General features: G+C 59.1%; 20 protein-coding genes and 1 pseudogene. 12 read left to right on the forward strand and 9 right to left on the reverse strand.

Annotation, left to right across the window (positions count from 1 at the left end; translation table 11 throughout):
• Positions 1 to 136: 136 nt before the first annotated feature.
• Positions 137 to 1,405 (reverse strand): zinc metalloprotease, encoded by a 1,269-nt coding sequence (locus JJB09_RS17500; protein ID WP_201660996.1) that lies wholly within the window; start codon positions 1,403 to 1,405, stop codon positions 137 to 139.
• Positions 1,406 to 1,691: 286 nt separating this feature from the next.
• Between JJB09_RS17500 and JJB09_RS17505 the strand changes: the two genes are divergently transcribed.
• Entirely contained in the window at positions 1,692 to 2,111 is a 420-nt protein-coding gene (locus tag JJB09_RS17505) for a GFA family protein (protein ID WP_201660999.1), read from the forward strand.
• Positions 2,112 to 2,126: 15 nt separating this feature from the next.
• Here the strand turns inward: JJB09_RS17505 and JJB09_RS17510 are convergent, their stop codons facing one another.
• Positions 2,127 to 2,672: a DUF1003 domain-containing protein gene (locus tag JJB09_RS17510; RefSeq protein WP_201661001.1), complete on the reverse strand. Its 546-nt coding sequence runs from the start codon at positions 2,670 to 2,672 to the stop codon at positions 2,127 to 2,129.
• 160 nt (positions 2,673 to 2,832) lie between these two features.
• Between JJB09_RS17510 and JJB09_RS17515 the strand changes: the two genes are divergently transcribed.
• From JJB09_RS17515 to JJB09_RS17530, 4 genes are all read left to right on the forward strand, one after another.
• A complete protein-coding gene (locus tag JJB09_RS17515; RefSeq protein WP_201661003.1) occupies positions 2,833 to 4,506 on the forward strand; it encodes an NAD+ synthase in 1,674 nt (557 codons plus the stop codon).
• 118 nt (positions 4,507 to 4,624) lie between these two features.
• Entirely contained in the window at positions 4,625 to 6,244 is a 1,620-nt protein-coding gene (locus JJB09_RS17520) for an NTP transferase domain-containing protein (protein WP_201661005.1), read from the forward strand.
• Between the two features lie 175 nt (positions 6,245 to 6,419).
• Entirely contained in the window at positions 6,420 to 8,594 is a 2,175-nt protein-coding gene (locus tag JJB09_RS17525) for a TonB-dependent receptor domain-containing protein (RefSeq protein ID WP_201661007.1), read from the forward strand.
• Positions 8,595 to 8,655: 61 nt separating this feature from the next.
• On the forward strand, positions 8,656 to 8,979 hold the full coding sequence (locus tag JJB09_RS17530; protein ID WP_201661009.1) for a TfoX/Sxy family protein: 324 nt from the start codon (positions 8,656 to 8,658) through the stop codon (positions 8,977 to 8,979).
• A 12-nt stretch (positions 8,980 to 8,991) separates the two neighbouring features.
• Here the strand turns inward: JJB09_RS17530 and JJB09_RS17535 are convergent, their stop codons facing one another.
• The 5 genes from JJB09_RS17535 to JJB09_RS17555 all read right to left on the reverse strand — a co-directional run bounded on the left by JJB09_RS17535 (position 8,992) and on the right by JJB09_RS17555 (position 13,880).
• Positions 8,992 to 9,408 carry an NUDIX domain-containing protein gene (locus JJB09_RS17535; RefSeq protein WP_201661011.1) on the reverse strand — a complete coding sequence of 139 codons (417 nt, stop codon included), beginning with the start codon at positions 9,406 to 9,408 and terminating at the stop codon, positions 8,992 to 8,994.
• Between the two features lie 2 nt (positions 9,409 to 9,410).
• Complete coding sequence (locus JJB09_RS17540) at positions 9,411 to 10,931, reverse strand: DEAD/DEAH box helicase (protein WP_201661013.1); 1,521 nt, start codon at positions 10,929 to 10,931, stop codon at positions 9,411 to 9,413.
• Between the two features lie 175 nt (positions 10,932 to 11,106).
• Positions 11,107 to 12,411, reverse strand: coding sequence for a M23 family metallopeptidase (locus JJB09_RS17545; protein ID WP_201661015.1), 1,305 nt, complete (start codon positions 12,409 to 12,411; stop codon positions 11,107 to 11,109).
• A gap of 130 nt (positions 12,412 to 12,541) precedes the next feature.
• Positions 12,542 to 13,369, reverse strand: coding sequence for a ferritin-like domain-containing protein (locus JJB09_RS17550; protein WP_201661017.1), 828 nt, complete (start codon positions 13,367 to 13,369; stop codon positions 12,542 to 12,544).
• A gap of 40 nt (positions 13,370 to 13,409) precedes the next feature.
• The gene (locus tag JJB09_RS17555; RefSeq protein WP_201661019.1) at positions 13,410 to 13,880 is read right to left on the reverse strand and encodes a peroxiredoxin; all 471 of its coding nucleotides are present in this window, start codon (positions 13,878 to 13,880) and stop codon (positions 13,410 to 13,412) included.
• 101 nt (positions 13,881 to 13,981) lie between these two features.
• Between JJB09_RS17555 and JJB09_RS27050 the strand changes: the two genes are divergently transcribed.
• On the forward strand, positions 13,982 to 17,359 hold the full coding sequence (locus JJB09_RS27050; protein WP_201661021.1) for a YhdP family protein: 3,378 nt from the start codon (positions 13,982 to 13,984) through the stop codon (positions 17,357 to 17,359).
• Between the two features lie 55 nt (positions 17,360 to 17,414).
• On the opposite strand, the gene tyrS is transcribed toward JJB09_RS27050, so the two are convergent.
• The gene (tyrS, locus tag JJB09_RS17565) at positions 17,415 to 18,668 is read right to left on the reverse strand and encodes a tyrosine--tRNA ligase (protein ID WP_201661023.1); all 1,254 of its coding nucleotides are present in this window, start codon (positions 18,666 to 18,668) and stop codon (positions 17,415 to 17,417) included.
• A gap of 115 nt (positions 18,669 to 18,783) precedes the next feature.
• Between tyrS and JJB09_RS17570 the strand changes: the two are divergent.
• A pseudogene (locus JJB09_RS17570) lies at positions 18,784 to 19,896 on the forward strand (anhydro-N-acetylmuramic acid kinase); the annotation flags it as partial.
• Entirely contained in the window at positions 19,897 to 20,403 is a 507-nt protein-coding gene (locus JJB09_RS26690) for a GNAT family N-acetyltransferase (RefSeq protein ID WP_343229055.1), read from the forward strand.
• Positions 20,404 to 20,552: 149 nt separating this feature from the next.
• Here the strand turns inward: JJB09_RS26690 and JJB09_RS17575 are convergent, their stop codons facing one another.
• On the reverse strand, positions 20,553 to 21,230 hold the full coding sequence (locus JJB09_RS17575) for an alpha/beta hydrolase (protein ID WP_201661029.1): 678 nt from the start codon (positions 21,228 to 21,230) through the stop codon (positions 20,553 to 20,555).
• Between the two features lie 212 nt (positions 21,231 to 21,442).
• On the opposite strand from JJB09_RS17575, the gene JJB09_RS17580 reads away from it, so the two are divergent.
• From JJB09_RS17580 to sufD, 4 genes are all read left to right on the forward strand, one after another.
• Positions 21,443 to 22,606: an aminotransferase class V-fold PLP-dependent enzyme gene (locus tag JJB09_RS17580; protein ID WP_201661033.1), complete on the forward strand. Its 1,164-nt coding sequence runs from the start codon at positions 21,443 to 21,445 to the stop codon at positions 22,604 to 22,606.
• A 154-nt stretch (positions 22,607 to 22,760) separates the two neighbouring features.
• Positions 22,761 to 24,230 (forward strand): Fe-S cluster assembly protein SufB, encoded by a 1,470-nt coding sequence (gene sufB / locus JJB09_RS17585; protein WP_201661037.1) that lies wholly within the window; start codon positions 22,761 to 22,763, stop codon positions 24,228 to 24,230.
• 72 nt (positions 24,231 to 24,302) lie between these two features.
• The gene (sufC, locus tag JJB09_RS17590; protein ID WP_201661039.1) at positions 24,303 to 25,058 is read left to right on the forward strand and encodes a Fe-S cluster assembly ATPase SufC; all 756 of its coding nucleotides are present in this window, start codon (positions 24,303 to 24,305) and stop codon (positions 25,056 to 25,058) included.
• Between the two features lie 16 nt (positions 25,059 to 25,074).
• On the forward strand, positions 25,075 to 26,346 hold the full coding sequence (sufD, locus tag JJB09_RS17595; RefSeq protein ID WP_201661043.1) for a Fe-S cluster assembly protein SufD: 1,272 nt from the start codon (positions 25,075 to 25,077) through the stop codon (positions 26,344 to 26,346).
• Positions 26,347 to 26,455: the final 109 nt, after the last annotated feature.

Consider the following 26,455-nt stretch of genomic DNA (forward strand, 5'->3'; position numbering starts at 1 on the left):
GTCGACAAAGCTTCCGACTTTGCCGACCTCTTTAATCGTAGCTACTAATCTATAGCAAAACCGCTTCTAGCGGTTCAAGCGCAGCGTTTCAAACCTCCACCTTTGGTGGAGGTCATGACTTTGCAAGTTTGCCAGATCAGGAGACGTAGTAAAAAACACCGCCATGGGCAGCTACGATTGCTGCGTAAAAGATTGCGATGATCAGCGCCTGGGGTTTGGACATGGGCGCCATTGGCGAGTGCGAGGGGAGCGTCCTCAAGCCCATGAGGCTGAACAGGCCGACAAAAACCGCCATCTCGTAGTACTCGTAGCCCAGCAGGACCACCAGACCCGCCACTGACAGGCCGGAGAGATGCACCAGGATCGAGCTCGGCAGAAACGACCGCAGGAAGCTTTCCGCGGTCTGTCCGCCATCGAGTGGGTAGATCGGCAGCAGGTTCAGCAAGTTCAGTACCGAGCTGAAATGGATGAACAGCCAGAACCAGTCGTCGTAATCAGGCGCAACGTCGTAGTACCAGAGCGCGAAGGCCCCGAGCGTCAGCGGCGCGCAAATGCCGGGCCCCATGAGTGCACAGAAGGCTTTCTCGAACTCGCTTTTGTGCGGTGCGCCCGCCACGGCGATGCCGCCGAAGAAGGGCACCAGCATCAATCGGTTGCCGGTCTTGCCCGTTAGGCGGTAGGCAAGCAGATGGCCATACTCGTGCCAGAGAATGACAAGCGCCAGCACGACCGCCGATTGCCATTTGTACTGTGTCAGCAGATAGCCGAAAGCGATTAGCGAAATTGCTGCTTCCCGTCCGTAGTGGGATGGCAAATTCGTCGGGGACGGCCGGCGTGGTCGCGCGGGGTGCGGCTTCGTTCCTTGCTTCGGGGGTGCAGAGCCAGATGTGTTTACGGTCTCAAGCGCAATTTCGGCCTTTGGTGACGCGAGAATGCCGACATTTCGCCAAAGGCGAAGAAGTGTAGTGACAGTGTGGGCAAATCCCTGCTCGAAACGGGTTTGCACCGTGATTTTGGAGCCTGCTCCGTCTGGCTCCACCGACCAATGTTCGAAATGTCTCTCGCCATTCGGGCTCGGACGTCCGTTCTTGCTAGTCACCGAAAAAGCGATCGAGCAAGGCGACGGCTGAGGCCACAGCTTCAGTGAAAACTCATCGACTGCGCCGTTCGAGGACGTGGTGAGGCGGTGGCTGCCCTCTTCGTCTTCGGAAGCCACCAGATGCGAAGGCTTGAAGGTCAGGCCGTTGCCGAGCCACGCGCTCTGCAGATTGCCCCAGGAGCTTTCAGGGTCGGCTGCGGAGCGCCGGCTGATGGATATGATCCGACCGCCTTTGCCAGCTTGCAGCAGCAGTATGAAGATGAGAGCGAGGATGATTGCAAATGCCGCAAGCATAATGGAAGTCATTGTTGATGATGCCGTGGATTACTGGAGATTGGTCTGAAATTGTGAGCTTCTTTCCAGCACGGATAGATTGAAGAAACGGCTGTGGGCAAGCCCCTGAAATCAAATTATTTTAAATTGTTACACCGATCCGAACAACTTGGTCGCAAGGCACATGGCAAAATCAGATTTGAAACCCGAATCTGGCGGCGAGGCATGGTTCAGAATCATTGAACCTCCACCAAGGCCAATTCATTTGACCTTTGTACGTTCGATGGCAAAAGTGGCGAAAACCAAGAGGGGGAGAACGATGACAGGGATACACACCGGCGGCTGCCTTTGTGGAGCAGTCAGATATACCACGTCCGGCCCGATGCGCGAGGTGGTATTCTGCCATTGCGGCCAGTGCCGCAAGCAGACCGGTCTCTATTATGCGTCGACGAATGTCGCCGATAGCGACATCGCCATTGAGGGTGCGGATGAAGTAACGTGGTACCATTCCAGTGACAAGGGCAGGCGCGGCTTCTGCAAGCATTGCGGTTCGACCTTGTTCTGGAAGTACGAAGGAACGGGCCAGATCTCGATACAGGCGGGTTCGGTCGATATGCCGACCAATCTGACGCCTGGCTATCACATCTTCTGCGCCGACAAGGGCGATTTTTACGAGATCAATGATGGTTTGCCGCAGTTTCGCAAAGACAGTCCAGGTATAGTGACGAATACCGAATAGCGGGCTCGGAGATCTTCAGGCGCGAGGCGGCACCGACTGGCCGAGCGCTTTCAGATCTTGTGAAATTGAGTCAATTTTTTGATGCAGCCCATTGATTTCCTTGAGAACCTGCAGGTCGATCTTGTGATGCAGGCCGAGCACTTCGATTTCCGCCTTGAGATTGATCTCGTAGTCCTTGGCGGCCATGAAGCGGTCGCGCTCGGATTGCCGGTTCTGGCTCATCATGATGATCGGCGCCTGGATCGCGGCCAGCATCGACAGGATCAGGTTGAGGAAAATGAAAGGGTAAGGGTCGAAGGAACCGGTGACGAGCACGACGGCATTGAGGATGACCCAAAATGCGAGGAAACTCAAAAAACCGATGATGAAGCCCCACGAGCCGCCCACGCGCGCGATGGTGTCGGCCAGCCGCTGTCCCGGCGTGGAATCAGCCAGGAAGTCTTCATTTGCATTGGACGACAGCGTCTTGCGTTCGCGTGCGAGTTTCAGGACCTTCTTTTCGGCGGGGGTCAGTTCTTCGACGGGCCTGTCGAAAATGACCTTCTCGAGATCGTGCAGCATGCTCAAAGTCTCCTTCTCCAGTGCACGCATACTTCACCCAAAGCCTATGCGAAAACAACGGCTTTCGCACTATGATCAATGTTAATCCGACGTTCGATTCCAGCAGGCCGATTGCGGAAATACGATTGAATTGACGAGACCGGCAGGCTAGACCAATGGCATGAGCACGATCACTGATGTTTTCCGGATTGCCGTCGCCCAGTTGAATCCGACTGTCGGCGATGTCTCTGCCAACCTTGCAAAAGCCCGCGAGGCGCGCGCCGATGCCGCGCGCCAGGGCGCCGACATGGTCCTGATGACCGAATTGTTCATTTCCGGTTATCCGCCCGAGGATCTGGTGCTCAAACCGGCGTTCCTCAAGGCTTGCCTGAAAGCAGTGGAAACATTGGCGGCCGAGACTGCCGATGGCGGCCCGGGCATGGTGATAGGCTTTCCCCGCCAGAGCGAAACGGGCAGGCACAATTCGATAGCGGTTCTTGATGGTGGAAAGATCCTGGCGTTCCGCGACAAGATCGACCTGCCTAATTATGGCGAGTTCGACGAGAAGCGGGTTTTCGTCGAGGGCGGCGCGCCGACGACGGTCGAATTTCGCGGTGTCCGTATCGGCATTCCGATCTGCGAGGAGATCTGGAACGACATGCAGGTTTGCGAGACGCTGGCGAAGGGCGGGGCGGAAATCCTGCTGGTTCCCAATGGCTCGCCCTACTATCGTGGCAAGATCGATGTTCGCCATCAGGTCGCGCTCCGCCAGGTAGAACTGACCGGTCTGCCGCTGCTGTTTGCCAACCAGTTGGGTGGCCAGGACGAGCTCGTCTTCGATGGCGCGAGCTTCGCCTACAACGCCGACGGCAATCTGGCCTTCCAGATGAGCCAGTTCGAGGATTCGGTGACCACCACCGACTGGAAGAAGAAGGACGGCAAGTGGGCATGCCATGCCGGACCGATGTCGCGCCTGCCGGATAGTGAGGAGGCGGATTACCGCGCCTGCGTGCTGGGCTTCCGCGACTATGTTAACAAGAACGGGTTCAAGAACGTCGTTCTCGGCCTGTCCGGCGGAATCGATTCGGCGATCTGCGCGGCGATTGCTGTCGATGCGCTGGGCGAGGAGCGTGTTCGCACCGTTATGATGCCCTATCGCTACACATCGGCGGACTCTCTGGTCGATGCAGAGGCTTGCGCCAAGGCGCTCGGTTGCCACTACGACGTCGTGGCGATCGAGGAGCCGGTGGGTGGATTCCTTTCGGCACTTTCCGATCTTTTCGAAGGCACGGAAACAGGCATCACCGAGGAAAACCTCCAGAGCCGCGCGCGTGGCACCATCCTGATGGCTATTTCCAACAAATTCGGTTCGATGGTGGTAACGACTGGCAACAAGTCGGAAGTGTCGGTGGGCTACTGCACGCTCTATGGCGACATGAACGGCGGCTTCAATCCGATCAAGGATCTGTACAAGATGCAGGTCTACGGCCTGTCACGCTGGCGCAATGCCCATGTGCCGCCGGGCGCGCTTGGTCCCTCGGGCGAGGTAATCCCGGTCAACATTATCGACAAGGCGCCATCGGCGGAACTGCGGCCAAACCAGACCGACCAGGATTCGCTGCCGCCCTATCCGATGCTCGACGATATTCTCGAGTGCCTTGTGGAAAAGGAAATGGCAACCGAGGAGATCATCGCGCGCGGCCATGACGCGGCCACTGTGCACCGGATCGAGCACCTGCTCTACATCGCCGAATACAAGCGCCGGCAATCGGCGCCCGGCGTGAAGATCACCCAGAAGAATTTCGGTCGCGACCGACGCTATCCGATTACAAATCGGTTCCGCGATCGAGGCTGACGTAGCGGAGGCGCAGATTTGCGCCAGTTGGCGGAAATTTCAGATTGTGCGTGACGCGAGCGGATTTACGCCGCGGATGTTCCATGGTCTGCTGACCTCATTGAGAAGTGAGGCGCTTATGAAATTCGGCGACGTGGCATTGCAGGACGCGGAAGGCGCTGTTCTCGCCCATTCGGTCAGCGCCGGAGACCTGCGGTTTTCAAAAGGACGCAGGCTGAGTGCGAACGATGTCGCGGCCCTCACAGCGCGCGGTGTGAGCTCTGTTATAGCCGCAACACTGGATGCAGGGGACATGATGGAGGACGAGGCGGCGGCTCGTATCGCGGCTGCCGTTCCGATCGATCATCTCAAGTTTTCGCCTGCAAGCACCGGACGGGTAAACATATTCGCGACGGTCAATGGCCTGTTCAGGGCTTCCCGCGAGATCGTAGATGCGGTCAACCGTGTCGATCCGGCAATTACTCTTGCCTGTCTGCGCGACCATGCGGAGGTCAAGGCCGGCGACATGGTGGCGACCATCAAGATCATACCGCTGGCGGTCTCCAGTTTGGCGGTCGACCGGGCTGTCGAACTGTTCGGCAAAAGGCGCCCGTTCGAGGTCAAGCCCTTTTCCGGGCGACAAGTCGTGCTTGTCGCAACGGAGCTTGCCTCGCTCAAACCATCTGTGATGGACAAGACCCGACGCCTGCTGGAAGCCCGGCTTCGGCCTTCCGGCAGTCATGTCGCCGTCGAGCGACGCGTCCCCCATCGTGCCGAGGCGGTCGCGGACGCCATTCGCGAGACGTATCGCGAGCATGGCATGATCATCGTCTTCGGCGCATCGGCCGTCTCGGATGCCGAAGATGTGATCCCCGCTGCCATCCGGCTTGCCGGAGGGGTGGTGGAGCAGGTGGGTCTTCCTGTTGATCCCGGCAATCTGCTCGTGCTCGGCCATGTCGGCGACGTGCCCGTCATCGGCGCGCCGGGTTGTGCCAGAAGCCCGAAGGAGAATGCCTTCGACTGGATTTTGGCGCGCATCCTGGCTGGCGAGAAGCCTTCGGTCGAAGAGCTTACCGGATGGGGCGTCGGAGGATTGTTGATGGAAATTCCCAGCCGTCCGCAGCCGCGACTTGCCGGTCAGGCGCAAGATCGCCGCCTGCATGTGGCTGCTGTCATCCTTGCGGCGGGGCAGGCAAGGCGAATGGGGTCTGCGGGCAAGCACAAATTGCTTGCGGAGTTCGACGGCGTGCCGCTGGTGCGCAAATCGGTGGAAACCGTGTTGGCTTCGCATGCCGACAGTGCCTTGATCGTGACCGGCTATCGGTCCGAAGAAATCGCCGATGCCATTGGACATGGCGACCTCTGGACCGTGCACAACCCTGATTTTGCCAGCGGCATGGCTTCGTCGCTACGGGCAGGCCTTTCCGCCGTCGAGGACGTTGCAGATGGAATGCTGGTGATGCTCGCCGACATGCCGGGCGTGACGCATGATGATCTGGATACACTGATCGCGGCTTTTCGGGCCCAGGAGGGGCGGGCGATCATTCGCGCGGTATCCGATGGCAAGAGAGGCAATCCCGTGATCCTTCCGCGCGCGACATTTGCCGCGCTTTCCCGCCTCGAAGGCGACGTTGGCGCACGCACGGTCATCGAGGAGAGCGGCCAAGCGATCGTCGATGTCGAAATTGGCATGGCTGCCCATCTCGACACGGACACGCCTGAGGAAATTCAGGCCGCCGGCGGTGTGATCGTCAATTGAATCGATAGCGAATTTCCTCATTTTTCCCCTCGCCATAACTTGACATAAATAGTCCACTTCTTCATGGTCCGGCTTGCACGGCATATGGCTGTGCGCGCTATCCGGTCATCAGCCAGCCGCCATTTCTCAGGGGCAAGCCAGACAGGTCGAGAAATGGAATGGACGGGGGTTTTCCGTGAGAGTCTTGAAGGGTTTGGTTGCCACGCTGCTGGCTGGCGCGGCGTTTACGGTTGTTCTGCCGCAGCATTTCGCCTTTGCGCAGTCCGACGAACCGGAGGAAATTGTCCTTGATGATGCCGCAGCCGATGGCGATGACACTGGCACAACGGATGCTGACGGCACAACCAGGTTGAAGCGCATCGTCATCGGTGCGGACCAATCGCCCGCCGACATCGCCACGAAGCCGGAGGCTGTGTCGATCATCGATTCCGAAACCTTCAGGGAGCGTTTCGCTGGCAACACCAATGAGGCCATCCGCTCGACACCCGGAGCCTACACCCGTGAACAGGCCGAGCAGCCGGGTGTGATCGTCAATGTGCGCGGCATGCAGGGCATGGGTCGCGTCAACACGATGATCGACGGCGTGCCGCAGACCTTTCGCAATCTTTCCGGCCATGGTGGCACATTCGACAACATGGCCTATGTCGACCCGAACATGCTTGTTGGTATCGATATCGCGCGCGGCGCGGTCGATGGCAATCAGGGCATGGGCACGCTCTCGGGCGCGGCCAATTTTCGCACCGTTGGCATCAACGACGTACTGATGGAGGGCAAGGATTATGGTGGCCTGGTCACCCTGCAGGGCGGGACGAATGGCCAGAATTTCTCGCGCCTGACGGCTGGCGGATGGCGACGGGACCTCGGCAACGAGGGGAGCGTCTCGATCATGGGCGCGCTCAGCGGCAGCAATTTCAGCAATTTCGAGAACGGCGACGGAATCGCATATCCATATGATGCGGCGCAGAAGCCGAATTCGGGCCTGTTCAAGTTCGACTTTGCACCGGATAGCGATCATTCCCTGCAACTGGGCGGCATCTACTACGAGAACGCCTTTGCGGTGGAGAGTGCGGGCTACGACTGGGGCATCAAGAACCAGACCTATACGGCCAAATATGCCTATCAGCCCGGCGACAATCTCGTCGATCTGAAGATCAACGCCTACATGAACATCACCGATATCACCATGGCGAGCGCCGAAGGCACGTTTGCGGGGCGCGACGGCACCGATACCGGACTTGGTTTCGATATCAGCAATACGAGTATCTTCGATCTGAACGCCGACACCGAGCTGAAGCTCGCCTATGGCGCGGCGATCAACTCCGACGACTACAAGGGCAACGATGCCCGTGGTGCAAATCCGGACGGCTCTTTGATAAAGAGCGGCGCCTTTACGGATGCTACCCTCACGTACGGCATGTTCGGGCTGATTGCGGGGATGCGGTACGACGCCTGGAACGTCGACGGCGTCACTGAGTATCTTACCCCGGGTACTCCTGGATGCCCGAGCGGTCATAATGGCCTTTGCGACGGACCGTCGCTTTCGCGCGATGGTGCCGAATGGAACCCGAAGATCGGTGTCACAGTCACCCCGAAAGACTGGCTGCAGCTTTACGCAACCTATGCGCACACCATGCGTCCGCCGACAGCGTCGGAAATGTTCTTTCCCGGCGGCCACAACTTCGATGGCACGGGCGATCCTATCAACAACAATCCGAACCTGGTGCCGGAGCGCCAGAAGGGTATCGACATCGGCGTCAACCTGATCGGTGAAGGTCTTTTGACGGCAGACGACCAGGGCTATGTGAAAGTCGGATACTTCCACAATCGGATTTCCGATTACATCACCTACGGTTACGATGCCAAAGGCGATGCAAAGTGGATCAATCTTCCCGGCACCACGACCATGCAAGGCGTCGAGATCGAGGGCGGCTATGATGCGGGCATCGCCTTTGCGAAGGTTGCCGTCACCATGGCCGACACCAAGCAGCCGCTCGGCGAGGGCGCCGGCTTTGGTAACGATGTCGGTACGTTGCCGGATGATTTCTTTACGGTCGACCTTGGGGCGCGCTTCCTCGAGCAAAAAGTCACGGTCGGCGGCCGCATGCGTTACACCGGTGAAAGCGTGCAGGCCTATCTGGACAAGGCGCAATCGATCAAGCGCCCGGCCTACACGCTTTTCGATCTGTACGGCTCCTGGAAAGTCACAGATAATTTCCGCGCCTTTGCCACGGTGCAAAACCTTTTCGACAAAAGTTACTGGACGGCAAATACCGGAACTGGCGATATCCTGAGCGGCATTACCAACGGCCGCGGACGTACGATCATGGTTGGCGCTACTGCGCAATTCTAAGCCTGCTTGACAACGCCAGAGAATTTGCCCCCGATAGTCGAAGAGACCATCGGGGGTTTTCATGGACAATGACGCAATCCAGGAACTGTTCCAGTCGATAGGGCCGGTGACGATCAAGCGGATGTTCGGCGGCAAGGGAATCTATGTCGACGGGCTTATCATCGCGGTGGAACTCCGCGACGAGGCGATGCTGAAGGGCGACGCACAAGCCGGCGCGCTTTACGAGGCAGCAGGCTCGAAGCGTTGGACATACACCCACAACAAGTCCGGAAAAGCTGTTGCAATGCCTTACTGGCCGATACCCGCAGAGGCGTTCGACGACCCCGACGAGGCTGCAAAGTGGGTGCAGATTGCGTTGGAAGCGGCGCGACGTTCGAGCAAATGACGATTGCGGCGCTTATCGCCCCTTCAGATGCCGTACGGCATCCATGGCGAAGCGGGAAAGTGGCGAGGGCAGCGCGTCGAGCCCGAACCAGCCGAATTCCGGCAGTTTCTCCGGCTCCATCACTTTGGGTTCACCGATGAAATCCGTTGTCGTATAGATGATCGAAGCCCAGTGATGGCCTTCGTCAGCAAAAATCTGTTCGGAAACGCAGAGATATTCGACCGATAGAATCGTCAATCCCGATTCTTCCTCTGCCTCGCGGCGAGTGGCCTTCTCTGAACATTCGAGATGATCGATCTTGCCGCCGACGATATTCCAGTGCCCTGCCTCTGGAGCGCGCGTGCGCCTGTACAAAAGCAACTTGCCATCCCGAAGGATGGCAAGGCCAGTCCCGAGACCGGGAAAATCTTTACCTGGCGTTGCGCCCATTCTTACTTCAGCGCGGCGCTGGTCAGCATGAAGGCCGGGATATCATCGCCGAAACCGACAGGGGTCGGGCCATCGTCCTGCTGGTGATAGCGGCGATTTTGGCGGGCGCGATCATCATTGGCCGGGTAGGGACGGTGGTCGCGCGCGGCATGATCCTTCTTCGGTGCCACATTCGCCTTCGTCATGGGTTTCTCCGCTCTCTTCGATTCGATGTCGATTACGGAGCCATTGTCCACGGCTTCGATGTCATTGTTGTGAACAACGGTGTGAATTGCAGCTTCCTTGCGTGGCACGCGTCCATCCTTGCGGCGGTCGCGATCGCGATCCCGGCCTCCGGAACGACGTTCGTTGCGGGGGCGCTCTTCGCTCTCTTCCTTTGCGGGAAGGGCAGCGATGTCACCCTTGTGCCATTCGACTTTTTCGCCGATCAATTTCTCGATCGCATCGAGATGCTTGGAATCGCGCTTGGTCACCAGCATGAAGGCAGCGCCGGAGCGGCCGGCCCGGCCGGTACGGCCGATACGGTGGACATAGTCCTCGGCATGGATAGGGACATCGAAATTGAAGACGTGGCTGACATCAGGAATGTCGAGGCCGCGGGCCGCGACATCGGATGCGACGAGCAGCTTGAGATTTCCGTCGCGGAAATTCTGCAGCATCGTCGTACGCGAGCGCTGGTCCATGTCTCCATGCAGCGCACCGACTTCGAAGCCGTGGCGTTCGAGCGAGCGGAACAAATCGGCGACATCCTTCTTGCGGTTGCAGAAGATGATGGCGTTGTTGATATCCGCTTCGACTTCGCGCAGCAGGTCGCGCAGCGTGGCGCGCTTGTCCCAATCCTGCGAATGGCTGGCGACCAGCCGCTGGGTGACCGTCTTGGCGGTGGACGACGGCGGGGCCACTTCGATGCGCTCGGGGTTCTGCAGAAACGCATCGGCCAGCTTCTGGATTTCCGGCGGCATCGTGGCCGAGAAGAACAGCGTCTGGCGGGTGAAGGGGATCATCTTGACGATGCGTTCGATGTCCGGAATGAAGCCCATGTCGAGCATGCGGTCGGCTTCGTCGATAACCAGGATGTCGACGCCGGTCATCAGCAGCTTGCCACGTTCGCAATGGTCGAGCAGTCGGCCGGGTGTGGCGATCAGAACGTCTGCGCCGCGCTCGAGCTTGCGGTTCTGGTCGTCGAAGGAGACGCCGCCGATCAGCAATGCGACATTGAGCTTGTGGTTCTTGCCGTATTTTTCGAAATTTTCAGCGACCTGAGCGGCGAGCTCGCGGGTCGGCTCGAGAATCAGTGTGCGCGGCATCCGGGCCCGGGCCCGGCCCTTTTCCAGCAGCGTCAGCATCGGCAGCACAAAGGACGCCGTCTTGCCAGTTCCGGTCTGTGCAATCCCGAGAATATCCCGGTGTTTCAGAGCATGCGGGATTGCGCCGGCCTGGATGGGAGTGGGGGTGGAGTAGCCGGCATCAGTAACGGCAGAGAGGACTTTTGGGCTCAGGCCAAGGTCTTGAAAGGTTGTCAATGGAAATGACTTTTCCGTTTGTTAGCGTCTTATGCTGAAGGGTCGGCGCACCTGATGGTGGTCGAGGCTGCGCTGCTCATAATCGTTAACGCCTGCAAAGTCAAGAAAATCACCTGATTGGTGTCCGCCAGCCGATGGAGCTGGTAAACCCGAAGTGCCGCCGTTCGCTAAAGTCCTATTCTATATAGGTATCCAGCTTCAGGCCTGCGTTCAGGAAACGCACCGGATCGATGGCGCGGCCATTGCGGCGGACTTCATAATGCAGATGCGGGCCGGTAGAGCGGCCCGTCGAACCGGATAACGCAATCGTCTCGCCAGCGATGACCTTGTCTCCGTTCTTGACGAGTATACGCGACAGGTGGCCATAGCGTGTGGTGATGCCGTTGCCGTGGTCAATTTCGACCATGATTCCGTAGCCGCCGGCCGGACCAGCCGCGATCACGACGCCTGCGCCGGTGGCGGCGACTTCCGATCCGGTCTTTTGCCGGAAATCAACGCCGGCATGCATGGCGAGCCTGCCGAAAAAGGGGTCCAGACGGTTGCCGAACAGCGAGGTGATCTGCTTGCCTGGGGCGGGGTTTGCAAAGGGCAGCATGAGCGCGAATTTCTTCACATGCTCGAATTTGTCGAGTGCCATATCGAGGTCGGCTATCGAGGCTTCGAATTCCGACGACGTCTCGGGGGCGACATAGGGCCCGCCCATGGCGGTGTCGGATGGCTCTGCCATGTCGAGGCCGGCCATTTTTTCCGGAATGTTGACGCCGGTGTTTGTCAGGATTCGGCGAATGTTTTCCGTTCGCTCCGAGGCGTCGACGGTCAGGTTCTGTATGTGGGTGAGCTGTTCCATCTCGATGCTTTTCAACGAGTGGGTCACTTTGGAGAACAGCTTGTCGGCGCGATCGGCCATGCCGCGCTCCGGTGCCGCGAAGGCCAGAGCGCGTGTTTTCATGCCCCCAAGTTCGGCGTGCTGCTCGCCAAGCAGGGTTTTGAAGGCGTCCAGTGAACCGGCGTCGCTGTGGTCTTGCGTAAGGGAGTCGCTTGCCTCTACCGAAACGGGTGAGGCGGCTTCCAGGCCGGAATTTTCTGCCCGTTCCAGAACGCTGCCGAGCATTCCCTGCCGATTGGTCAGCGCCATCTGCTGCTCGAGCAGTTTCTCTACCTTATCTTCGACGACCTGCTGGTCGAGGAGTTGCCGGGATGTGATCCGATCGACCTGGGCACGCAATGCCGAGATCCGGTCTTCGTATTCGTGCTGCATACGCGCCTGTCGCGCCATCGAAGCGCCGATCAGGTCGTCGCGAATGACCAGATAGGCCGTCGCGGTCAGATAGATAATGGTGAAAAGTCCAAAGATCGAAACGCCGGCGGCGGTCATCCAGGGACGAACGGTCATGTGGCGAACTTTTTCGCCGCAGGCGAGGATCAGGAAGACATTCTCCTTCCGTTTTCCGAAAACCTGGCTCTGGCCGCCGCTTGTCATCCTTTAACGCCTCCACCATTGACGCAGATTCGCGGGGGACATGGTTGATTCCGCTTGCGGACGATTACAAACCATTAAGGTTAACAATGGGTCTACGCGTGATCGGCTGGCCGAGTTAAAGCCTCTGGAATCAGGCGTTTGAGATCGATGAGAGCGATCTGTAGAATCCTGGCGTCAGCCCAGCTTCGGCGCGCGCCAGATCGTTGAAGGGGGCTTTTAGCCCGCCGCGGAAGTTGGCGCGGACAAGTTCTTGAAAAGCTGCTGCGGGATCTCGTTTTTCGCGGGCGCAAAGGAAGCGGAACCATTTCGCACCGATCGCCACATGCCCCTTCTCGTCATTGTAAATCACGTCGAAAATTGCCGCACTTGGCTCGTCGCCGAGTTCGCGCAGTTTGTCGCGCATCGAGGGCGTGACGTCCAGGCCGCGTGCCTCAAGAATCAAGGGAACCACCGCGAGCCTTGCGGTCAGCGAGTTGCGGGTGTGGTGCGCCGCTTCCCATAGGCCGTCATGGGCGGGCAGGTCGCCGTAGTCGGCACCGAGGTCGCGCAGGCGATCACGGACCATGCAAAAATGCTTGGCTTCCTCGAAGGCCACCTGCAGCCAGCCGTCAAAAAACGAGCGGGGAACCGGCTGGTCGGCAAACCGGGCGACAATATCGAGTGCCAGATCGACCGCATTGAGTTCGATGTGGCAAATGGCGTGGAGGAGGGCGATGCGCCCTTGCGGGGTGTGCAGCGAGCGCTTCTTCATCTTGCCGGGAGAGATCAGGTCTGGTTTTTCCGGCCTGCCGGGGCGCGACGGAACGGAAGGATCGAGTGGCGAACGCAGTGACAAAGTGCGTTCGCTCCAAAGGCGGTGTGTCTCGCGCGTCAAGGCGACTTTTCGGTCGAGGTCGGCTGCCGATACCGCTGCAATCGCTCCTGCGCGCAGGGTACGGATGCTGAATTCGGGAGTCATTTGAATCGCTTTCTCGCAACTGCTCGCAGTTTGCTGGAGATCACCGAAGAAGTTTGGCCGCTTCCAGCACTTCCTCGGCGTGGCCCTTGACCTTCACCTTGCGCCAGATCCTGGCGATCCGGCCAGCGGCATCGATCAGCAAGGTTGTACGCTCCACGCCCATATACTTCAGCCCGTACATCGTCTTTTCGACCCACAGGCCGTAGGCGTCTATCGCCTGCTTTTGCTCGTCAGCGGCCAATGTGATGCCAAGCGAATGCTTCTTGCAGAAATTGTCGTGTTTTTTCACGCTATCGGGCGAAATTCCGATGATCGTTGTGCCAGCGTCCTCGAACTCTGCGGAAAGGCGCGTGAAATCTATTGCCTCCACAGTGCAGCTTTGCGTGTTATCCTTCGGATAGAAATAGATGACCACTTTTTTGCCGGAAAGCGCCGATAGCGAGACCGTTCCGCCGCCATTCGTGGGCAGAGTGAAATCCGGGGCTTGATCGCCAATGGACAATTCGATCATGTTGCCTTGAAATCCTTTCGGCGCTTACGCATCGTCCTGCCAGAGAATCGCCGGCGAGACAGTGATCTTATAGGACGTGCAAACTTGAAAGGCACCGCTACGTGAATGAAATTCGCGGCGAAAAAGTCGTATTCGGCAAGGAAGACTACCATCCGCTCGATGCCATGCCATCCGTGGCCCAGCAGGATGCGGTGGTTCTTGGCGTTCCGCGATCGCGGCATTTTTTCCGGCGGCTGGCCAAATTTGTTTTGGCGCTCATTTTGCTGGCAGCAATGGCCGTCGGGCTTCTCTTCGTTGCCCTGGAAGGCGGCTATCTCGACCAGACCTTGAGATCGCGCGCGACGCAGGCTCTTTCACATGCACTTGGCGATGAGTTCGAGCCGAACGTCGGTGCTATCCGGCTGCGGTTTGCGCAAAACTGGATGCTGGCATTCGAAGCCGCCGATCTGCAGATTACCCACCGGCAGAGCAAGATCGCGTTGCTGAAGACGGATTCGATAAAGGCGGTGCTTGACCCGGTGGCGCTGCTGGCAGGCAGGATGGCGCTTGCCAGAGTGGAGATCGGTGCGGCGGAAGGCGACCTTCGATTCCTGCCAGCGCGTGGGCCGATCGATTGGGCGACAGTGCGGGTCGATGCTGTTCCCGCCTTGCTGCAGGCGCTTTATCCGCAAATTGACCAGATCATAGGCTTTCTCGAGCGCTCCAATACCGAGACGATTGTCGCTGGCGAGCTCGGACTGTTGCTGCCATCAAAAACAGCGCTCGGCGATCGGATCAGCCTCAACGATCTCGAATTCCAGAATTCACGGGACAATCATTATGAAATGACTGCCGGGGTTCGCTACGGTGAGCTTGCGCCGTCCCTGACCGTGAAACTCGATAGCGACGGCGAAAAAGCAACATCCTTCAGTGTCGCTATTGCCGGTCTGGAAGCCGAACCTTTCCTTCTCAAGTATAGCGCTGTGACCGGCGAGATCCGGCAGGGCATGGACCTGCCGCTGAGTTTTTCCATCTCATCAGATCGGGATCGCAACCTGATTGCCAAGCTGGATGCCGGGGCAGGCTTGTTCTACGGCGATGGAGATGCCCAGCCCGTACGGGCTGGGAAGGGTGTTTTCTCCTACGATTTCAAGGAGAAGAAGATACGGCTGATGAATGGGGTGATGGACTTCGGCCCGACAGTTGTACCGCTGGAAGGAACCTTGATCGACCTCGACCGTGTCGCCAGCGGAAAACCGCCTGGTTTCGCCTTCGAGGCAATCGGAAATGATGCGGTTGGAAGTGCTGAAGGTTCGGGCGAGGCGCCCGAGCGCTTCAATGCCCGTGTCTCCGGCTATTATCTGCCGCAGGCCAGAGAGTTGCAGCTCGATACGATCGGGATCGTTACCAGTTCCGGCAATTTTGCCGGCTCGCTCAACATGCGACTGGTGGAGCCGTCGCCCGCCATCAATTTCGCCGCGCGCGCCGACACATTGAGCGTTGCCACCGTCAAACAGCTTTGGCCGTTCTGGTTCGGCAAGAAGGCGCGGCACTGGATCCTGGAAAATATAAGGGATGGCGTGGTCAAGAATGCCGTTATCGACGTATCTCTCGCTGCAGGACGCATTCCTGAGCATCCCGAGCCCATGTTGTTCGAAAACAATGAGATGCATATCGCCTTCGATGCCGAGGGATTGACGGTGAAATACATCGACACCATGCCTGTGTCGCGCGACACGTTCGGCCACTTCGACCTGACCGACCGGAATATGCGTATCGATGTTGCGCAAGGTACCATCAACCTGCCGTCCGGCAAGCGGCTTGCGGGTAGCGATGGAGTATTCGAGATCGCCGATACGGCCAAGAAGCCGCTCGCCGGTGCGCTGGACATCAAAGCCGTGGGCGAAGCGGCGGCGGCGGCGGAGTTTGCAAGCTTCAAGCCGATCAACGCCATGTCGCGTTTCCCGGTTTCTCCGGCCGACCTGACCGGGAAGTTGTCCGCGAGCATCCGCGCGAGTTTCGGCCTCGATCACGCTCCGAGCAAGGTGAAGCCCGACTGGAATATTGTTCTCGATCTGGACAAAGTGGGGCTCAAGACTCCATTCGACAACCGCAAGATCGCCAACGTCGAAGGCAAGGTGACGATCAATACCGAGCAGGCCGTCATGAAAGGCAAGGCTGATGTCGATGGGATGGGATTTGATGTCGTGGCAACCGAACCTATCGACAAGGATGCGATTGCCAAACGCGACTGGCAACTTGATGGCAGGGTTTCCAGTGCCGAGGTTCTGAAACTTGCGCCAACTCTTGCGGGGTACTTCTCCGGCAATATGGACGTCAATCTCCAGTATCTGGGCAAGGACAGGCACAAGGCAACTCTTTCATTGACTTCGGCCGATCTGTCCATTCCGCTGGTCGGTTGGCGAAAGGGGCCGGGAGTTCCAGCCAAGGCAGAGTTCGAGCTTGTGTCGAATGATGGCCGGACCGAAATCAACGACCTGGTCGTTTCAGGCGACGGCTTTGGCGCGCGCGGTGACTTGACGTTCGACGCCAAGGGCCTCGTCACTGCAAAGCTCAACCGTGTTCGCCTTGCCAGCTCGGATAATTTTGCCCTTTCACTGACGCGCAAGGGGGCGGGGCTATCGGTGGGCATCAACGGCGATTCCATCGATATGCGAAGCTTCCTCGATCTCGCCAAGTCCGGCAATAGCGTGAGCGATAAAGGTAAGACGGCGGATACCAGCAACTCGGTCTCGGCCCGTATCGATCGCGCGATAGGCTACAACAATGAGAGCCTGACGTCGGTCAATCTCGACATGGTTATGGCCAAAGGGGCGATGTCGGCGGTGAATTTTTCCGCTGTGACCCGTTCGGGGCAGGCGGTGGTGATTCGCAAGGGAAGGGACCAGATCGAGGTCACGAGCGGCGATGCTGGAGCCGTGGGGCGCTTTGCCGACATCTACCGCAACATGAATGGTGGTCTGCTGAACGTCAATCTGAAGTCCAGGGATGCCGATTCATGGCATGGCTCGGTTGATATCCGCAACTTTGCTCTCGTCAACGAAGCGCGGTTGAAATCAATTGTTTCCGCCAGGGCCGGTGAAGACGGCCGCAGCCTGTCCGATGCGGTCAAGGCCGATATCGATGTCAGTTCGCAGAAGTTCCGGCGAGGTTTCGCGAGGCTGCTGATCGACGGAAAGCTCGTGCGTGTGGAGAACGGGGTTGTGCGTGGCGACGAGGTCGGGGCGACATTTCAGGGAACTGTCCGCGATGCCGACGGGATGATGGCGATGACCGGAACGTTCATGCCTGCTTATGGCCTGAACCGCCTGTTCAGCGAACTTCCCCTGATTGGCGTGCTTCTGGGCAACGGCCGCGATCGCGGCCTGCTCGGTATCACATTCAAGCTGGTCGGCCCCTATGACCAGCCAGCTTTGTCGATCAACCCGCTGTCGCTGATCGCGCCGGGCGTGTTCCGCAACATCTTCGAGTTTGAATGAAAAAGCCCCGCCGTGTCCGGCAGGGCCTGGTATCGGATGTCGTCTGCTTGATTGATCAGGCCGGCTTTACCAGCACATGCTTCTTCTTGCCGAGCGAGAGCTTGATGACCTGGTCGGCATTGAGATCGGCAGAGCCGATGACGCGCTTTTCGTCGGAGACCGGTTCGTCGTTGATCCGTACCGCGCCACCCTGAACATGCCGGCGCATCTCGCCGTTGGAGGCGGCAAGGCCTGCCTTGACGAACAGCCCAAGCAGGCCGATACCGGCTTCGATCTCGGCGGCCGGCAGCGTCACCGTCGGCAGGTTTGAATCAGCGGCGCCTTCCTCGAACACCTTGCGTGCGGTTTCCGCTGCCTGCTCGGCAGCAGCGCGGCCATGCAGCAAGGCGGTGATTTCGGTCGCCAGGATCTTCTTGACCTCATTGATTTCCGAACCGCCCAGTGTCGAAAGGCGGGCAATCTCGTCCATCGGCAGCGTGGTGTATAGCTTGAGGAAGCGGCCGACATCGGCGTCCTCGGTGTTGCGCCAGTATTGCCAGAAGTCGTAAGCCGACAGCATGTCGGCGTTCAGCCATACGGCTCCGTTGACCGATTTGCCCATCTTGGCACCGGAAGAGGTGGTCAACAGCGGCGAGGTCAGCGCGTAGAGCTGCGGCGTGCCCATGCGGTGGCCGAGGTCGATGCCGTTGATGATGTTGCCCCACTGATCCGAGCCGCCCATCTGCAGGCGCGTGCCATAGCGCTTGTTGAGCTCGACGAAGTCGTAGGCCTGCAGGATCATGTAGTTGAATTCGAGGAAGGAAAGCGATTGCTCGCGGTCCAGCCGCGTCTTGACGCTATCGAACGACAGCATGCGGTTGACCGAAAAGTGGCGACCGACATCGCGCAGGAATTCAAGGTAGTTGATGCCGGCAAGCCAGTCGGCGTTGTTGATCATCAACGCGTCCTTGGGGCCGTCGCCATAGGTAAGGTAGCTCGAGAACACCTTCTTGATCGATGCAATGTTGTCGGCGATGGTGTCGACCGTCATCAACTGGCGAGCTTCGTCCTTGAACGAGGGGTCGCCGACCATGCCGGTGCCGCCACCCATGAGCGAGATGGCCCGGTGACCAGTCTTCTGCAACCAGTGCAGCATCATGATCTGGATGAGACCACCCGCGTGAAGCGATGGCGCCGTGGGATCAAATCCGATATAGGCGGTTACCGTTTCCTTGTGTAGAAGATCATCCAGGCCCGATTCATCGGAAATCTGGTGAATGAAGCCACGCTCGGAGAGCGTGTGGAGAAATTCGGATTTGAATTTTGACATGACCGACTGCTTTCGGAAGGTAATCGTGATTTCACGGGGCCTTTAGCAAAGTTTTCGCTGCGTTGCACCCCTTCTGGCGCATGTCTTCCATCAATGTTTGCGATGAGGTCCATCAATGCCTGACTTGAAGACTGCAATCGGGCTGATGAGCGGCACCTCGATGGATGGGATCGATGTTGCCCTGGTAAGGACGGACGGCGAGGCTATCGTCGAGCGCGGTCCAGCGCTCGGCCTTGCCTATCCGCCGGATTTCCGCAAACGGCTTGCGCAAACCTTGGAGATCGCCAAGTCGATCAAGCACCGCGACGAGCGACCGGAAGACATGCGGCAGATAGAGCAGGAGCTCACCTTGCGTCATGCCGAAGCGGTCAGGGCTTTCCTGGGTCGTTTCAAAATTCCATCGCAGGATGTTGATTTTATTGGATTTCACGGCCAGACGGTCTTGCACCGGCCGCATCAGGCCCTGACCGTGCAGATTGGCGATGGTCCATTGCTCGCCACCGAGACCGGTATTTCCGTCGTCTACGACATGCGCGCCAACGACATGGTGCATGGCGGGCAGGGTGCGCCACTGGTGCCGGTTTATCATGCTGCCTTGGCGGCGGGTATCGAGGGCTACGGCGGCAAGCCGGTGATGTTTGTCAACATCGGCGGCATTTCCAACCTGACCTTTATCGGTTCGGATGGCGCGATTGTCGCTTTCGACTCCGGACCGGGAAACACGCTCATCGACCAGTGGGTGGAGGATCAGGCCGGGGTGCCTTACGATCAGGGCGGTGCGATCGCCTCCGAAGGTGTGGTCATCGGAGGCCTGGCCGAGCGTTATCTGGCCAATCTGTTCTTTACGTCCGAAAGACGTATGTCGCTTGATCGCAACGATTTCCGGCCGCCCGAAGCAAGCGAGGCGGGGCTGCACGACGGCGCAAGGACGCTCGCTTATGTGACGGCAGCCGCAATTTCAATGTCGACACGGCATCTGCCGGAAGTTCCGGTATTGGTGATCGTTTGTGGCGGCGGCAGGCTGAACAGGGTGATCATGTCCGATCTGCAGGCGTTGTTCGCCGGCGCCAGCGTCGCACCTGCCGAAGATTTCGGCTTCAATGGCGATAGCATGGAGGCCGAAGCCTGGGCTTATCTGGCTGTACGTTCGGCAAAAGGTCTACCGCTGACATTTCCGGGAACCACGGGTGTGAAAAAGCCCGTTACCGGAGGTGTGATCGTCGGGCCGGTGTTTCTCGATACCGAGCGGTTAATCCTGACTCACTGGCAACCTGGCGACGCCGTGCTGGTAAAAGCGCTGCACAGCCAGCTGGAGTCGGTTCGCTATCTGGCCGATGGTCAGCCGTGGACGCTGGAGAGGGCCGAGGAGCGCATGGCGAGCTGGATCGCCGAGTTCAAACGCGACGGCATCGGCATGCTGAAGCTTGTCGCGAAGGACGAGGGGCGGTTCATCGGGCGCGCCGGCATTCACTACCACCGCGCAGCCGATGTGTATGGACTCAGCTTCTCCATCCTGCCGGAGGAAGCGGGCAAGGGTTATGCCACCGAGATCGGCCGCGCCTTGATGGCATGGTTTGCCACTTCCCGACCCACGGGAACGCTGCGAGCCGCATCTGACGTCAATAACCTGGCGTCGTTGCGTGTGCTCGAAAAGATGGGAATGCAGGAATTCGAACTCGAAAACAACGCCTCAATGGGCGACAATGTGTTCTTTGAGATGCGGGCGGGGGAGTAACCAAGCCTATTTGCGGCGCAGCAGCGCGAGGGCCACTTCTCGCTTGCTGCGCTGAGGTGGAAATGCCTCAGATCACTTTTGACGAGGCGCCACCGCCGATACAAGCGCTGATGAAGACGTTTGTATCGGCGATAACCCGCATATTGGTTTTACCGGATGCGCTTGGCTGCCGGTTCCGGCACCAGTTCGCCGGCCATGCGACGGTCGAGATAGTCGCCGCATTCCTCGATCAGCGTGTCCATCTGGCCGGAGAAGAAATGATTGGCGTCCGGGATCGTCTTGTGGGTGATCAGGATGCCCTTCTGCTGCTTGAGTTTTTCAACCAAGCCGGTGACGTCTTTTTCCGGTGCGACCTTGTCGGCATCGCCGTTGATGATCAGGCCGGAAGACGGGCAGGGGGCGAGGAAGGAGAAATCATAGGTGTTGGGCTGTGGCGCCACCGAGATGAAGCCTTCGATCTCGGGCCTGCGCATCAGCAACTGCATGCCGATCCACGATCCGAACGAATAGCCGGCCACCCAGCAGCTCTTCGAATCCGGATGCAGGCTCTGAACCCAGTCCAGAGCCGAAGCGGCATCGGAAAGCTCGCCGGCGCCATGGTCGAATTCGCCCTGGCTGCGGCCAATCGAACGGAAGTTGAAGCGCAGCGTGGTGAAGCCGCGCTTCTGGAACATGTAGAACATCTGGTAGACGATCTGGTTGTTCATCGTACCGCCGAACTGCGGATGCGGATGAAGGATGATCGCTATTGGCGCGCTCTTCTGCTTGGAAGGCTGGTAGCGTCCTTCCAGCCGACCGGCCGGACCGTTGAAGATGACTTCGGGCATTCTTACTCCAGATGTTGAAACTTCGCAAAAACAGCCCTGAAACCGCATTCCAGTCTTGACGAAACCAGTCAGCTTTTCTAAGAGCTAGTTTAGAACCGTTCGAAAGTTGGGCTTTGCCCGTTTCGTGTGACGCTTCATAGGACAGGCGAGACCGGAATTTCAAGAAAAATGCGATTCGAGACCGGTTATCTCGCCAAGGATGGATTTTTACCGTGACCAAGGCCCGCGCCTACATGGACTGGAATGCGACAGCGCCGCTGCTTGATGCCGCGCGCGATGCCTTCCTGCGCGTGGCGCTGATGGAGGGTAATCCTTCCTCCGTCCACCGCGAGGGACGCGCGGTCCGGGCCGAAGTCGAGGCGGCACGTCGGGCGCTGGCTGAGGCGCTGGGCGCCAAGCCGGCAAGCGTGACCTTTACCAGCGGTGCTACGGAAGCGGCCAACACCGTCCTGACGCCTCACTTCCGGATGGGGCGTTCGCCATTGTCTATCGGACGGCTTTACGTTTCGGCCATCGAGCACAAGGCGGTTTTCGAGGGCGGCCGGTTTTCTGCGCCGGAGGTTTCGATCTTTCCTGTTAATGCCGATGGCGTAGCGGATCTGGCGGCGCTCGAAGCTCTTCTGTCGACCCACGACAAGACCAGCGGCCTGCCCATGGTGGCGTTGATGCTGGCCAACAACGAGACGGGTGTCATCCAGCCGGTTTGTGAAGCGGCAAAGATCGTCCACGCCCATGGAGGTATCCTTGTTGTCGATGCCGTGCAGGCGTTTGGCCGCATCCCCGTGGATATCGAAGCGCTGGATGCGGACTTCCTGTTCGTCTCCAGCCACAAGATCGGCGGGCCAAAGGGCGCTGGTGCGCTTGTGGCACGCGGCGAGGCGATGATGCCCACGCCTCTCATCCGTGGCGGAGGCCAGGAAAAAGGACATCGTTCCGGCACGGAGAATGCAGCGGCAATTGCCGGCTTCGGTGCGGCGGCAACGGAGGTGAATGCTTTGCTGGATATGCGCGTCGCCGATATGGCCGCGCGGCGTGACGCCATCGAGGCTGCGCTGTTGGAGATTGTGCCCGAGACGGTCATTCATGGACGTTTAGCCGATCGGCTGCCGAACACGACCTTCTTTTCTCTTGCAGGGATGAAGTCGGAAACCGGCCAGATCGCCTTCGACCTCGAAGGCATCGCACTGTCGGCCGGGTCCGCGTGTTCGTCGGGCAAGGTTGGCGAGAGCCATGTGCTGAAGGGCATGGGGCTTGATCCGCGCATGGGTGCGCTGAGGATTTCTTTCGGACCGTCGACATCAGAGGCGGAGATCGCCCAGACGATTGAAGCGTTCCGAAAGATTGCCGGACGGCTGGCCAAGCCAAAGGCGGCGTAATTTTTGCGGGAAGTCAAATTTCCGCTTGCCAAAAGGGGTGAAAAATCCCTTTTGGCGACCTTATATAGACGGCAACGCATCGTATGAATGTATGTGTTGGCTGTCACAACGACAACAAGCTGCCGGCCTTGACCCGGCGAGATTGGAGATCGAAATGGCTGCGGTTCAAGAGACCATAGACCAGGTCCGCGCGATCGACGTGGACCAGTACAAATACGGCTTCGAGACGAACATCGAATCCGACAAGGTGCCGCCAGGCCTGAACGAAGACGTCATCCGGTTGATTTCGGCCAAGAAGAATGAGCCCGAATGGATGCTCGAATGGCGTCTCGACGCCTATCGCCGCTGGCTGACCATGGACGAGCCCACCTGGGCACGCGTCGATTATCCGACGATCGATTTCAACTCAATCAGCTATTATTCGGCCCCGAAGGGGCAGTCCGGGCCGATGTCGCTTGACGATATCGATCCCGAGATTCTCAAGACCTATGAGAAGCTCGGCATTCCGCTGCGTGAGCAGGAAATACTCGCCGGCGTGCAGAACCGCAGGGTCGCTGTTGATGCCGTGTTCGATTCCGTCTCTGTTGTAACGACCTTCAAGGACGAGCTGAAAAAGGCTGGCGTGATCTTCATGTCGATCTCCGAGGCGCTCCGCGAGCACCCGGATCTCGTACGCAAGTATATCGGCTCGGTCGTGCCAGTGACCGACAACTACTATGCGACACTGAACTCGGCGGTCTTTACTGACGGCTCGTTCGTCTACGTTCCGAAGGGCGTGCGCTGCCCGATGGAGCTGTCGACCTACTTCCGCATTAACGAGAAGAACACCGGCCAGTTCGAACGCACGCTGATCATCGCCGAGGAAGGCGCCTACGTCTCCTATCTGGAAGGCTGCACGGCCCCACAGCGCGACGAAAACCAGCTGCATGCCGCGGTGGTCGAGCTCGTGGCGCTCGATGACGCCGAGATCAAGTATTCGACGGTGCAGAACTGGTATCCCGGCGACAAGAACGGCAAGGGCGGCATCTACAACTTCGTCACCAAGCGCGGCGATTGCCGTGGCAAGAATTCCAAGATCTCCTGGACCCAGGTCGAGACCGGTTCGGCGATCACCTGGAAATACCCGTCCTGCATCCTGCGCGGCGATGGTTCGCGCGGCGAGTTCTACTCGATCGCGGTGTCCAACGGCTACCAGCAGATCGACTCGGGCACCAAGATGCTGCATCTCGGCAAGAACACCTCGAGCCGCATCATCTCCAAGGGCATTTCGGCCGGCCGTTCCAACAACACCTATCGCGGCCAGGTGTCGATCCACCGCAAGGCGGAAAACGCCCGCAACTTCACCCAGTGCGACTCGCTGCTGATCGGCGACAAGTGCGGTGCTCACACCGTGCCCTATATCGAGGCAAAGAACTCGACGGCACAGCTCGAGCATGAAGCGACGACGTCGAAAGTGTCGGAAGATCATCTGTTCTACTGCATGCAGCGCGGCATTCCGGAAGAAGCGGCTCTCGCCCTGATCGTCAATGGCTTCGTCCGCGACGTCATTCAGGAACTGCCGATGGAATTTGCCGTGGAAGCGCAGAAGCTGATCGGTATCAGCCTTGAGGGATCGGTCGGCTAAGCCGGTCATCGTCGCCTGTCATACTCATTCATGGCGGCCCGAAGCCGCACACGCCATTGCTAGGAAACCACTATGCTTGAAATCAGAAACCTTCATGCCCGCATCGCCGAAGACGGCACCGAAATCATCCGTGGCCTGAACCTCACCGTCAAGGCCGGCGAAGTCGCCGCGATCATGGGCCCGAACGGCTCGGGCAAGTCGACGCTGTCCTACATCCTGTCGGGCCGTGAAGACTATGAAGTCACCGAAGGCGACATCCTGTTCAACGGCGAGAGCATTCTCGAACTCGATCCGGCCGAGCGCGCTGCCAAGGGCGTGTTCCTGGCCTTCCAGTATCCGGTCGAAATCCCCGGTGTTGCCACCATGCAGTTCCTCAAGGTCGCGATGAACGAGCAGCGCAAGGCGCGCGGCGAGGACGAACTGACGACGCCGGAATTCCTCAAGCGCGTCAAGGCTGCCGCGGCTGAGCTGCAGATCAACACCGATATGCTGCGCCGGCCGCTCAATGTCGGCTTCTCCGGCGGTGAGAAGAAGCGCGCGGAAATCCTGCAGATGTCGCTCCTGCAGCCCTCGCTTTGCGTTCTCGACGAAACCGATTCCGGTCTCGACATCGATGCGCTGAAGATTGTGTCCGACGGCGTCAACGCGCTGCGCTCGCCCGATCGCGCCATCGTCGTGATCACCCATTACCAGCGCCTGCTCGACCATATCGTGCCAGACTCCGTGCACGTGCTCTACAAGGGCCAGATCATCAAGTCGGGTCCGAAGGAACTGGCTCATGAGCTCGAAGCCAACGGCTACGCCGACATTATCGGCGAAGCGGCCTGAGGCCGGAGGTGAGATCATGACCATTCAGGCTCCTATCAAGCCGACAGCCGCGGAAACCGCGCTGATCGACGCCTTCGGCGGCGCGATCGGCCAGTTGCCCGGCGATGCGGCCATCACCACCCAGCGTTCGACGTTGATTCAGGCGATCAAGACCAACGGCCTGCCGACGCGGCGGGTTGAAAACTGGCATTACACCGACCTGCGCTCGCTGCTCAGGACCATTCCTGAAGCCGCACCCGTGGCCGTCAGCGCAGCCGATCCGCTGGTTTCCGGTTCGGATGTCCTGTCCATCCTCAATGGCACTGCGGTCGACGATGCCCGGATCGAAGGCGTGACCGTCAAGAACTACCGTGACAGCCTGGTCGATGGCTCGGCGCTGAAGGGTCTTTCGGTGCGCAGCAGCGACGACCTGATCGGCCGTCTCAATGGCAGCTTCGTCAGCGATGGTTATGCGATCCATTTTCCCGATCGTTACGAAAGCGACAAGCCGGTCGAAATCCAGCTCGTTCAGGGTGGCGGTTTCGTCAACACCCGGCTGCCGGTGAATTTCGGCGCGAGCGCCAAGGCCACTATCATCGAGCGCCATCGCGCCGTCAACGGATCGCAGGCGCTGGTGACTGCCGTCAGCGACATCACACTGGGCGAAGGTGCTGACGTCATCTGGATCGTGCTGCAGGAGCAGGGCGCAGACGACACCCATCTTGGCCAGATCAAGGTGCGGTTCGGCAAGAATGCCAAGCTCAAGCTTTACGTGATCAATGCCGGCGGCCGGCTCGTGCGTCAGGACATTTTCATCGATGTCGAGGGCGAGGGCTCGGACCTGACGCTGCGCGGCATCAACCTGCTCGGCGGCGACAGCCATACCGATGTGACGCTGGTGCTGGGCCACAACGTGCCACACACGACCTCGACCGAGATCATGCGCAACGTGATCTTCGACCGCGCCAAGGGTATCTTCCAGGGACAGATCCGGGTTGCCCCCGACGCCCAGAAGACTGATGCGAAGATGTCGTGCAACACGCTGCTGCTTTCCGACGAGGCCGAATTCGCGACCAAGCCGGAACTGGAAATCTTCGCCGACGACGTGGTCTGCGGACATGGAGCGACGGTCGCCGATATCGACCATACCCATCTCTTCTACCTGCAGTCGCGCGGCATTCCCGAAAAGCAGGCGCGCGGACTGCTCGTGCAGGCCTTCGTGCAGGAGACTGTCGAGGAACTGGAAGACGAGACGCTGATAGAACCCTTGGAAGCGATCATCCAGGCATGGCTGGAAAAGCACGCCTGAAGGGTGATTGCCCCTCACCCTGACCTCTCCCCGCGAGCGGGGCGAGGTGACGCTAAATGCACTGGCCGTGCCACAACTCCCTTCTCCCCGTACGACGGGGAGAAGGTGG

This window comes from Phytoamicus setariae (genome assembly GCF_016722925.1).
GTDB lineage: Bacteria > Pseudomonadota > Alphaproteobacteria > Rhizobiales > Rhizobiaceae > Rhizobium_E > Rhizobium_E setariae.

Coding starts and splice junctions, on each gene's coding strand:
- JJB09_RS17535 (WP_201661011.1), bottom strand. CDS start 9,408: ATGGGCGCAACGCCAGGTAAAGATTTTCCCGGTCTCGGGACTGGCCTT.
- JJB09_RS17555 (WP_201661019.1), bottom strand. CDS start 13,880: ATGATCGAATTGTCCATTGGCGATCAAGCCCCGGATTTCACTCTGCCC.
- tyrS (WP_201661023.1), bottom strand. CDS start 18,668: ATGTCAAAATTCAAATCCGAATTTCTCCACACGCTCTCCGAGCGTGGC.
- JJB09_RS17505 (WP_201660999.1), top strand. CDS start 1,692: ATGACAGGGATACACACCGGCGGCTGCCTTTGTGGAGCAGTCAGATAT.
- JJB09_RS17550 (WP_201661017.1), bottom strand. CDS start 13,369: ATGACTCCCGAATTCAGCATCCGTACCCTGCGCGCAGGAGCGATTGCA.
- JJB09_RS17510 (WP_201661001.1), bottom strand. CDS start 2,672: ATGCTGCACGATCTCGAGAAGGTCATTTTCGACAGGCCCGTCGAAGAA.
- JJB09_RS17515 (WP_201661003.1), top strand. CDS start 2,833: ATGAGCACGATCACTGATGTTTTCCGGATTGCCGTCGCCCAGTTGAAT.
- JJB09_RS17500 (WP_201660996.1), bottom strand. CDS start 1,405: ATGACTTCCATTATGCTTGCGGCATTTGCAATCATCCTCGCTCTCATC.
- JJB09_RS17545 (WP_201661015.1), bottom strand. CDS start 12,411: ATGACAAGCGGCGGCCAGAGCCAGGTTTTCGGAAAACGGAAGGAGAAT.
- JJB09_RS17575 (WP_201661029.1), bottom strand. CDS start 21,230: ATGCCCGAAGTCATCTTCAACGGTCCGGCCGGTCGGCTGGAAGGACGC.
- sufB (WP_201661037.1), top strand. CDS start 22,761: ATGGCTGCGGTTCAAGAGACCATAGACCAGGTCCGCGCGATCGACGTG.
- sufD (WP_201661043.1), top strand. CDS start 25,075: ATGACCATTCAGGCTCCTATCAAGCCGACAGCCGCGGAAACCGCGCTG.
- JJB09_RS17520 (WP_201661005.1), top strand. CDS start 4,625: ATGAAATTCGGCGACGTGGCATTGCAGGACGCGGAAGGCGCTGTTCTC.
- JJB09_RS17530 (WP_201661009.1), top strand. CDS start 8,656: ATGGACAATGACGCAATCCAGGAACTGTTCCAGTCGATAGGGCCGGTG.
- sufC (WP_201661039.1), top strand. CDS start 24,303: ATGCTTGAAATCAGAAACCTTCATGCCCGCATCGCCGAAGACGGCACC.